Below are 11,684 nucleotides of genomic sequence, written 5' to 3' on the forward strand. Positions count from 1 at the left end.
ATACGATTCAGATAAAACTATAATCCTTTGTAGAGACGTGTAGCTTGCTTACCGCAGGTTAATTTTACGTCTCTACAGACCAATTTTATGTGCCAAAAATCCTTAAGAACAACCGTATTGATCCATATCATCAAATAATTATTGTTTCAATTTCAAGTTTTACTAAAATTGATCAGTTCTCCCATAGCCACAAAAAGCTTACGTTCTCCTACATAGGGATTGCGTCCATGAGCAGTTAAGACATTATCCAGTAATAATATATCTCCTTGTTCCCAAGGAAAAGAGACTTCTAACCTCTGATATAATCCACAGATTTCTAACATTGTATAATCTTCAATGGTAGTACCATCTCCGTAATAGCAATTTCGCGGTAAATCTTCTCTTTTAAAACTTGATAACAGTGATTCGCGGGTTTGTTTTTCTAAACAAGCTAAATGCCAATGTTGTGCTTGATTAAACCAAGAAAATTCATCTGTTTGAGGATGCTGGACTACAGCTGGACGAATAGAAATAGTTCTTAAACCACCATCTTTTTTCCATTCAAAATCAATTAAATCCCTTTGACAAATATTTTCTACATCTGCTCTATTTTGAGTTTGAAAAACTGTTTGCCAATCAAGCCCTAACCCGTTTCCGTAATTACGAACATACATAACTTGCTTTTCAACAAATTTCTCCCTAATTTTGGGTTCTATGAGTTGAAATACCTTACGACTATCAACTATTGGAGTTTCTCCTCCTTGCTGTGCAGGTTGACGACAGCCAAACAAAATTTTTCTAGGCCATTGATGATTAAAAGAATTCTCGTTATGCCATAACAACTTACTATCAGCAGGGTAAAAAACTGGAGTATAAACCTTACCACTTACCGTTTCACGCGGATGTTCGCCATTTTCATTGAATAGTTCTGAGCAAACCGCTAGACAAAATCCTTCAAATACGGCTGCTGTAGTAATATTGAATCCTTTAAAAAGGATAGCACCATGTTTGGTTAAATTTGTATCTATAAATTTCCGATTTGCCTCTGCCCAATCTACGATATCAACATCTGATACAGATGGTTTGATAACTAACGGTAGAGTTTGCTCATCTTCAAAGTTATCTATTTCGATAACTTCAGTTTGTAAATTGATAGATTTTCTGGCAATTTTAGGAATTATTTTTACCTGTTTCATTTTTATCTTCTACTCCATTGACAACATCAATTGCTTTTCGCTTCATCAGACTTAACTTTTGTTGATATTTCTCTTTGCGTTTTTCTTCTTGCTTCAACTGATGTTCTCTATCTGATTTAATAAGTATCTCTTCTAGTTCATTTAATCTGATAGCAGGATTTACCACAACTTGAGACAAAATTGTTTCAAAGCTATTTAGTAATCGGACTATGCTATTAGCATCAAATAAGTCTTTGTTATATTTCAATAACCCAACTATTCCTTGCTCAGTATCTGTTAGTTCCAGAAGGAGATCAAATCTTGCTACTGTATGTTCTAAATCATCTAAACGAGTCAAACTTAAATCTGAAATTACTAAATCATGTGTCGGAGCATTTTGTAGAATAAATTTGACTTGAAATAGAGGAGTTTGGTTTAAATCCCTTTTGGGATTCAGAGTGCTAACTAGTTTCTCGAATGGTAAATCTTGGTGGGCATAGGCTTCTAAACTAACTTGGCGTACTTGTTGCAAAAATTCACTAAAATTAGGATTGCCAAATAAATTGCTACGCAATACCAATTGATTAACAAAAAATCCAATTAAGTTCTCTATTTCAATTCTATTACGATTGGCAATATCAGTACCAACAACAATATCTTTATCACCTGTATACCAATATAATAAAATTTTGAATGCTGCTAAGAGCGTCATAAATAATGTAGTTCCCAGACTACCACTTAGCTTTTTAATCGCCTGAGATAATGTCTGAGAAAGCCTCACAATTTGCCTTTCTTCCTCAGATGTTTTCACTTTTAAAGATTGAGTAATTCTAGGTAATCGTAAAACTGGTAAATTATCTTCTAACTGTTTTTCCCAATATGTAATTAATGTATCAAATACTTCACCCTGCAACCAATTTTGTTGCCAAACAGCAAAGTCTGCATACTGGATATTCATCTGTGTGAGTGGTGAAGGCTTACCACTAGAAAAAGCTTTATAAAATACTGATAATTCTTGGATAAACACTCTTTCTGACCAAGCATCAAAGATAATATGATGCATCGTTACTAACAAAATATATTCCCTAGTTTTTAATCGTAAAATAGTTAATCGTAACAAGGGAGCTTGTGTTAATTTAAATGATTTTTGGTAACTTTCTAGTCTTAATCTTTGTACCTCTGCTTCACGTTCAATATCAGGTAAATATTGTAAATCAACTATTGGTAAAGGGATCTCTAAATCAGGAACAATAATTTGAACAGATTGCCCATTGACAACTTGGAAACATGTTCGTAAAATTTCGTGTCTGCGTGCTATTTCATTAATGCTTTGCTCCAAAGCTTTGACATTCAGCGAACCTTTTAGTAGTACTGCACTAGAACCATTATAAGTATATGATTCTGGATCTAATTGATGCAGAAACCATAATCTTTGTTGTGCAAAAGATAGAGGTAATGCTATCTCTCGTGAAACTCGTTCAATTGGTGGAACTAATTTAGCAAATTCATTCTTCTCACCAATACTTTTGGCTAACTTTGCTATTGTTGGTAATTCAAAAATTTGGCGTAGTGATAACTCAATATCAAATTTTTTATGAATGCGGGATATAACTTGGGTTGCTAAGAGTGAGTGTCCACCCAATTCAAAAAAGTTGTCGTTGATTCCTATCTTTTCTAAACCAAGTACTTGCATCCAGATAATCGCCAACTGTTTTTCAACACTTGTCTGAGGTGCAACATAGGTTTCTTCAACTTCTAGATGTACTGTATCAAGTTCTGGTAGTGCCTTACGGTCAACTTTACCATTAGGTGTGAGCGGGAGTGAATCTAAAATGACAAAATTTGTTGGTACCATGTAGCTTGGCAACTTTGATACTAGGAAGCTACGCAATTGAGAAATAATTAATCTCTGTTCAATTTCAGGAACAAGATAAGCCACCAAGTATTGCTGCTCACAGGAGTGTTTGTGTACGACAACAACAGTTTCTCGCACCTGTGAATATTGGCTGATAACCGCTTCAATTTCTCCAAGTTCAATGCGAAAACCACGTATTTTTACCTGATGGTCAATCCGACCAATATACTCAATTTCCCCATTGGGTAAATAGCGTGCTAAATCTCCAGTTTTATATAAACTTGTCCCTGGTTGCTCATTAAAGGGATTAGGTATAAATTTCTCTGCTGTCAGATCAGGACGGTTGAAATAACCACGAGCTAACCCTTGTCCAGCGATATGCAATTCTCCTGGTACACCTACAGGAACTAATTGATTGTATTTATCTAATATGTAAAGTTGGGTATTATCAATTGGCTGACTAATTGGTATGACCTTACCCTGAGCTTTGACTTGGGATGCTGCTGACCAAATAGTGGTTTCTGTCGGACCATACATATTCCACAAGGAGGCACATCGTTGCAACAATTGATTGGCTAAGTGTGCAGGTAAAGCTTCTCCACCACAGAGGATTTTTAATTGCTGATTCCCACTCCAATTTGCTGTTAGAAGTAATTGCCAAGTTGCTGGTGTCGCTTGTATGACCGTCGCTTTTGAGTCTGTAATTTGTGCTGATAATTGGATTGCATCTGAGGCTATTTCTCGACTAGTAATTACCAAACGACCACCGACAATGATGGGCAGAAAAAGTTCTAGGGCTGCAATATCAAAAGAATATGTTGTCAGTGCCAGTAAGGTATCATGTTGGCTTAATCCTGGTGTTTGCTTCATCGAGTTCAAAAAGTTACTCAAGGCTCGATGAGGTATTTGTACACCTTTGGGTTTACCTGTGGAACCAGAGGTATAAATGATATAAGCTAGGTTGTCTGTTGTGAGTTCACATAATATATTTTCCTGACTTTGTTGGACAATTTTTCCTGAATCAGCGTCTAAACAAACAACTTGAGCTTTGTGTTGTGGTATTACCTCTAACAGAGATGTTTGAGTTAGTAATACTGAGGCTTTAGCATCTTCTAAAATAAATTCTAAGCGCTCTTTCGGATAGCTTGGATCTAGTGGGATATATGCACCACCTGCTTTGAGGATACCCAAAAGTCCGATGACCATATCAAGCGATCGCTCTACACAAATTCCCACTAATACTTCTGGTTTGACTCCCTGTGAGCGTAAATAATGTCCTAGTTGATTTGCTCTGGCGTTCAGTTCCCTGTATGTCAATTGTTGGTCTTCAAATACTACTGCTACTGTATCTGGTGTTTTTTCTACTTGTGCTTCAAATAACTCATGAATACACTGTTGAGGATATTCAGCCTGAGTCTGGTTCCACTCCCGAAGCAACTGATGTCGCTCTATTTGCGTTAACAGTGGTAACTCCGACAAACGCTGCTGTGGATTAGCAACAATTGCTTCCAACAATGTTTGCAAATGCCTTACCATCCTTTGTATAGAACTTTCCTCAAATAAATCAGTATTGTATTCTAAAGTACCAAGTAGTCCCTCCGTTGTATGGGTCATGTATAGGCTTAAATCAAACTTTGCAGTATTACTTTTGTCTTCTAGAAGACTTACAGTCAAACCAGGTAATTCTAAGGCAGACATCGGTGCATTCTGAAGCACAAACATCACTTGAAATAGTGGTGTATGACTCAAGTCTCGCTCTGGTTGCAGTTCCTCAACTAACAACTCAAAGGGTAAATCTTGATGTGCATATGCTCCTAATGCTACTTCCCGCACACGTTTGAGTAGTTCAGAAAAAGTGGGATTGCCTGCCAACTTAGTTCTCAAAACCAGGGTATTGACAAAAAATCCAATTAACCCTTCTATCTCTGCTCGGTTGCGGTTAGCGATGGGCGAACCGATCGCAATATCTTCGCTACCTGTATAACGCCATAGCAAAGTTTGGAAAACTGCCAACAGGGTCATAAATAAAGTACTTCCCTGCTGCTGGCTGAGTTTATTTAAAGCAAAAGAGAGTTTATCAGATAGCTCAAATGAGTAGGTTGCACCTCGGAAAGTCTGAATTGCTGGTCTTGGATGGTCGGTAGGTAACTCTAATACTTTTGGCGCGTTCTTTAACTGCTGGAGCCAGTAGGATATTTGAGTTTTCAGTACTTCTCCTTGCAGGTGTTGTCGTTGCCAAGCTGCAAAGTCTACATACTGTATTGGTAGTATAGGTAAGGGTGACGGTTGTCTATTACAGAAAGCTTGATAAAGTGTTGCCAACTCTCGCACCAGTACACCCATTGACCAACCATCAGAGACGATGTGGTGTATTGTCAGTAATATTATGTGTTCTTCTTGATGAAGACGTAATAATTTTACTCTCAGCAGCAAGTCGGCCTTAAGATCAAAAGGTTTTTGTGCTTCTTGTGAAGCCTGTTGTTTAACTTCAGCTTGTTGTTGATTTGCAGGTAGCTTACTGATATCAAATATTGCTAATGTGAAAGGCATCGCTTCAGATATAAAAGCTATTGGTTGCCCTTCTATTGTTTGAAAATTGGTTCGCAGCGCTTCATGGCGGCTGATAATTTCGTTAAAACTTTGTTGTAGTGCGGCTACATTCAATCGTCCCTTGAGGCGAACAGCAGCAGCAATATTATAAAAAGAACTATTTGGCTCTAATTGGTCAAGGAACCATAACCGTTGTTGGGCAAATGATAACGGTAATTGTTGCGATCGCACAATCCGCTCAATATCCGTTACCTCAACTGTTGAGTCCGCCTGAATAACTTTTTCAATTACTTTTGCTAGTCCGGCTATTGTTGGTTTTTCAAACAAATAACCTAAAGGAAGCTCTACTTGAAAAACTTGCCGGATTTGGGAAATGACGCGAGTTGCAATTAATGAATGTCCACCTAATTCAAAGAAATTATGATCAATACCTACCTTGTCAATACCAAGTACTTCTGCCCAAATACCTACTAATAAATTCTCAATGGGTGTGGAAGAAGGGATGATATTGGATGATGATATTTGTGTTAATTCGGGTGCAGGTAGTGCCTTACGATCAACCTTGCCATTAGGTGTGAGTGGGAGTGAGTCTAAAATGACAAAATTTGTCGGTATCATGTAGTTTGGCAACTTTGATTCTAGGAAGTTGCGTAACCAAGGTAATATTTGACGAGCAAATTTAGACTGTAGAGGATTATTCGCATAAAAGTTCCAAGGCTTAAAACAAGCTTTTTCTCCAGGAAAATATTGAACACAACGCCTAGTGTTCTCTAACAACTCTGTCTTATACCTGTGAAAAATCACGTCATAACTACCATCTACGCCGGAGTTTGCCCAGTTGATGTCAATGTCATATGGTAATTCCTGTTTCAAAGCCCATAGAGATTCAGGATTTAACCCAAATTCGTTATTAATTGAGTTTAGAGCTTGATGTATGTTACTTACTGTTTCATGTTGTGAGTCACTAGCGAGTAGTTCTACTGCTTTGATTTCAACTAACAGACGTGTATTTGGTACATTTCTCAGTCCAAGTATCTCTGGTTGTGTTGACTCTAGCAACTGCCGAACAGAAGTCAGTGTTAACCTTTGCTCTTGCCAATCTAACCAGGGAAACTCCTGAACAACATCAACTTTAGTTCCTACATGGATAATCACATCGTAGCGGAACTTTGTAAGTTCATTTTGGTGATGACCACGCTTGGGCTGAATCTGCACATAGCTAATTTGAGGAAGGTGATGCTTCAAAGCGATAAAGAAAGCTGGATCAATCACCAGTTCTTCCTCTTGGCTGATAGCTTGTTGTACGCGCTGTTGTAACTCGACAGTGGATAAAGAAGAAGGGGCATTATGCAGTTCAACCGAGGTGTGGAAAGCTTCTAACAGAATCAGACTGCGGAGATCTCCCACAAAAATTGAACCTCCAGGTTTTACTGTATTTACAGCACCTTCTAATACTCGTAACAGATAGTCAACACTAGGAAAGTACTGAACTACTGAATTAATAATTATGGTGTCAAAGGCTTCTGACAAAAGACCCTCAAAGTTGTCAGCCATTCTTTGCAAAACCCTAACCTGCGGTAGATTATGCTCCGGCATTGCTAGCACTTGTTGGGTATAGTGCAGAGCAGCTTTTGAGAAATCTGTACCAAAATATTGGCTACAGAAGGGAGCAATCTGGAACAACAGTAAACCATTACCACAACCTATTTCCAACACTCGATCTGGTTTGAGAGCCAATATTCTCTCAACTGTGTGGTCTACCCATTCGTGCATCTCTTCTTCGGAAATAGGCAGTCCACCATAACTGCTTTTCCAAAGACTGATATTGAAAGTTGGATCATGAGCGAAATCAATTTGCTTGAAGATATCTTTTTCTGAATCAAAGACCATCTGCCACTGCGAAATTTGCTCAGTTTGCAATTTCGTCATCTCCTCATTCGACCCCTGATGGTTTGGGTTGAGAACAAGATAAGCCACCAAGCATTGCTGCTCACAGGAGTGTTTGTGTGCGACAACAACAGTTTCTCGCACCTGTGAATATTGGCTGATAACTGCTTCAATTTCTCCAAGTTCAATGCGAAAACCACGTATTTTTACCTGATGGTCAATCCGACCAATATACTCAATTTCCCCATTGGGTAAATAGCGTGCTAAATCTCCAGTTTTATATAAACTTGTCCCTGGTTGCTCATTAAAGGGATTAGGTATAAATTTCTCTGCTGTCAGATCAGGACGGTTGAAATAACCACGAGCTAACCCTTGTCCAGCGATATGCAATTCTCCTGGTACACCTACAGGAACTAATTGATTGTATTTATCTAATATGTAAAGTTGGGTATTATCAATTGGCTGACTAATTGGTATGACCTTACCCTGAGCTTTGACTTGGGATGCTGCTGACCAAATAGTGGTTTCTGTCGGACCATACATATTCCACAAGGAGGCACATCGTTGCAACAATTGATTGGCTAAGTGTGCAGGTAAAGCTTCTCCACCACAGAGGATTTTTAATTGCTGATTCCCACTCCAATTTGCTGTTAGAAGTAATTGCCAAGTTGCTGGTGTCGCTTGTATGACCGTCGCTTTTGAGTCTGTAATTTGTGCTGATAATTGGATTGCATCTGAGGCTATTTCTCGACTAGTAATTACCAAACGACCACCGACAATGATGGGCAGAAAAAGTTCTAGGGCTGCAATATCAAAAGAATATGTTGTCAGTGCCAGTAAGGTATCATGTTGGCTTAACCCTGGTGTTTGCTTCATCGAGTTTAAAAAGTTACTCAAGGCTCGATGCGGTATTTGTACACCTTTGGGTTTACCTGTGGAACCAGAGGTATAAATTATATATGCTAGGTTGTCAGTTGTCAGTTCACACAATAAGTTTTCTTGGCTTTGTTGGGCTATTAATTGGTCATCTGCATCTAAACAAACAACTTGAGCTTTGTGTTGTGGTATTGCCTTTAACAGAGATGTTTGAGTTAGTAATACTGAGGCTTTGGCATCTTCTAAAATAAATTCTAATCGTTGTTTTGGATAGCTTGGATCTAATGGTATGTATGCACCACCTGCTTTGAGGATACCCAAAAGTCCGATGACCATATCAAGCGATCGCTCTACACAAATTCCCACTAATACTTCTGGTTTGACTCCCTGTGAGCGTAAATAATGTCCTAGTTGATTTGCTCTGGCGTTCAGTTCCCTGTATGTCAATTGTTGGTCTTCAAATACTACTGCAATTGCATCTGGTGTTTTTTCTACCTGTGCTTCTAATAACTCATGAATATACTGTTGAGGATATTCAGCCTGAGTCTGATTCCACTCCACAAGCAACTGATGTCGCTCAGATTCTGTCAACAGCGACAATTCACAAAGACGCTGCTGTGGATTAGTTACCATACCCTCTAGTAAAGTCTGCAAATGTCCCAACATTCGGGTGAGAGTATCAATGTTAAAGCGATCGCTCTCATCGGAAGTAATCTTGAGCAACAATTCTTCACCAGGAATCACAGTCAGGGTGATCGGGTAGTTAGTCTTTTCAAACCCGTGAAAATCCTTGATTTCCAAATTTATATCGCTCTGTTGCAAGGAAGCATCTATGGGATAATTCTCAAAAACCACAATACTCTCAAACAGAGATAAACCTTTGGGAACTTCGCTCCATCCTTGGATTTTCACTAATGGACAATACTCGTATTGACCCACCTCAACTAGTTGATCTCTAATTTTATCTAGCCAAGGTAAAATATTTTCTTCAGGTGGTACTTGGACTCTTATTGGTAGTGTGTTGATAAACAGCCCTACCATCGACTCGATTTTAGCTAAAGTAGCAGAACGACCAGAAGTTACGGCCCCAAAAACTACGTCTTCCTGTCCACTGTAGCGGCTCAATAGCAAAGCCCAAGCACCCTGTACTAAAGTGTTGAGTGTTAATTGGTGTTGCATTGCGAACTGTCGCAATGCTGCTGTTGTGACAACAGAAAGCTTTACTTCTTGCTCTTGATAGCTATCGGTTTGAGTCAGTACTTTTCTAGTTAGTTTATTTACTGATAGCTGTGTTGGAGTGGTAAAGCCTTGCAGCGTCTGTCGCCAGAAAATCTCAGCCTCAGATAGATTTTGTTGCTGTAGCCAGACAATATAATCCCGATATGGGCGGATAGTTTCTAAGTATATATCCTGCTTATTGCTAAAAGGTTTGTAACAATCAATAACTTCCTTGAAAACCAAGGCAGTAGACCAGCCATCTAACAACAGATGATGATTACTCCAAGTAAAGTTATAGGAATTCTCCGAAAGTTGAATTAGTGTGAGGCGCATCAATGGTGGGTGCGTCAGTTTAAAGCCACTAGAGCGATCGCTTTCCCAAAAAAGTTCTAAGTTTTGTTGTTGTTTTTCTGAGGAGAGATGTTGCCAGTTATACTCTTGCCATGGTAGAGATACCTGTCGATGCACAATTTGTACTGGTTCTTTTAAGCCTTCCCAAATAAAGCATGTTCGTAGAATTGCATGTCGTTCTACAACATATTGCCATGCCCGACGGAATGCTGTAGTGTTGAGTTTTCCTTCGAGAGTCCAGCTTAGTTGTTCAAAATAAACACTAGATTTGGTATCTGCAAGACTATGGAAGAGAATACCCTGCTGCATAGGTGAGAGGGGATAAAAGTCTTCAATGTTTTTGTTTTTCACACCCATGTTACATATCTCCCATAGCTGCTGTAATAGCATCAAGTTCTGCTTGACCCCATTGGCTTTGCTTAAATTCAGCGAAATCGGAAGGAGTAAAACCACCTGCATCGTGAAACTGACAATGAGCAATGAGCGATCGCAGTGCTTTAATAAAGTTTTGAGCAAGTACTTCAATCGTGGTCTGTCGATGCACCTTATGGCTGTAATACCAGTTCACTTCCAGATTTCCCTGATAAATACCGCTATTAATTTCGAGTAAGTGAGTTCTTTTATTTCTTAAACTGCGAGTGGAACCACTCGTTCCCTGCACTAAGCTAAACAAAGATGATTCTGGTAAAAGTTGATCGAACTGTCCTAAATAGTTAAAAATTACTTCAGCCTTTGACAAGCAAAGTTTTTTAGTTATTCTCTGATCCCGACTCAGATAGCGCAGTAATCCATAGCCAATACCTCGATTTGGAATTGCTCGTAGCTGCTCTTTGATCGACTTTAGAGCTGTTCCTTGATCTCTGGCATTTTCAAGATTTAGATGTACTGGGAATATAGTTGTGAACCAACCTACAGTCCTCGATAAATCCACATCCTCAAAGATTTCTTCTCGTCCATGTCCTTCCAAATCAATGAGAAGAGAACTTTCTCTTGTCCATTGGTTAAATGTTTGTATAAATGCTGTTAATAATACATCATTAATTTGTGTCCGGTAAGCTGCTGGTACTTGTTGCAGCAAACTTTGAGTTTCTTCAACAGACAGCGATACTGACACAACAGAAGTGGTTTCTTCTAGATGATGTTCACCAGGAAAATCTCTGGGTATGGGCGAAACCGATTGATGTTGTGTTGTCAGCCAAAAATCTCGCTCCCCAAGTAGTGTTGAAGATTGTGCATATTTTTGTAGATAGCTAGACCATTGTTTATAAGATGTTGTTTTGGGTAGCAAGTTTATTGCTTTGCCCTGACTAATTTGCTGATAAGCTGTTTGAAAATCTTCAATTAAAATTCGCCAAGAGACACCATCGATAGCTAAATGGTGAATAATCCAAAGCAAGCGGTTAGGTTGATTTTCACCCAAATTGAACAGTGCAACCCGGAATAATGGCCCTTGTGAGAGATTTAAGCTGGCTTGCAGTGTATTAGTTGCTGCTTCTATTGCTTTTGCTTGTTTATCTTTTGGTAGTGCTGAAAAATCTAAGCATGTCAGTGGTATGACATCATCAGGACTGGCGATTAGTGCTTGAGTACTAGATTCCTCTTGGATAATTCGTAAACGTAGAACATCATGATGTTTTTGTAGAGACTCTATGATTTTCTCTAAGAATAGTGGGTTAAGGTTTTGCTTGCTTTCTAACAACACTGACTGATTCCAGTGGTGTGGTTCTGGTTGATTCTGTTGCAAAAACCATTGCTGAATAGGCGTTAGTTCCAATAAGCCAGTCACTACCATC

At 38.8% G+C, this 11,684-nt stretch carries 2 protein-coding genes and 1 pseudogene; all 3 read right to left on the reverse strand.

Translation table 11 applies throughout. The features are described from left to right. Nucleotides 1-152 precede the first annotated feature (152 nt). Complete coding sequence (locus AC5JMK_RS14535; RefSeq protein WP_495910419.1) at nucleotides 153-1,175, reverse strand: TauD/TfdA family dioxygenase; 1,023 nt, start codon at nucleotides 1,173-1,175, stop codon at nucleotides 153-155. Continuing rightward, nucleotides 1,150-10,416 (reverse strand): amino acid adenylation domain-containing protein, encoded by a 9,267-nt coding sequence (locus AC5JMK_RS14540; RefSeq protein WP_495910420.1) that lies wholly within the window; start codon nucleotides 10,414-10,416, stop codon nucleotides 1,150-1,152. Before AC5JMK_RS14540 ends, AC5JMK_RS14535 begins: the two co-directional genes overlap by 26 nt. Further along, nucleotides 10,337-11,683: pseudogene (locus AC5JMK_RS14545) on the reverse strand (condensation domain-containing protein); the annotation flags it as partial. The gene AC5JMK_RS14540 and the pseudogene AC5JMK_RS14545, both read right to left, overlap by 80 nt. Nucleotide 11,684 lies beyond the last annotated feature (1 nt).

The sequence above is a fragment of the Pelatocladus sp. genome (assembly GCF_059505505.1).

Excerpts from the sequence above, each read along its gene's own strand:
- AC5JMK_RS14535 (WP_495910419.1), bottom strand. The coding sequence starts at position 1,175 with ATGAAACAGGTAAAAATAATTCCTAAAATTGCCAGAAAATCTATCAAT.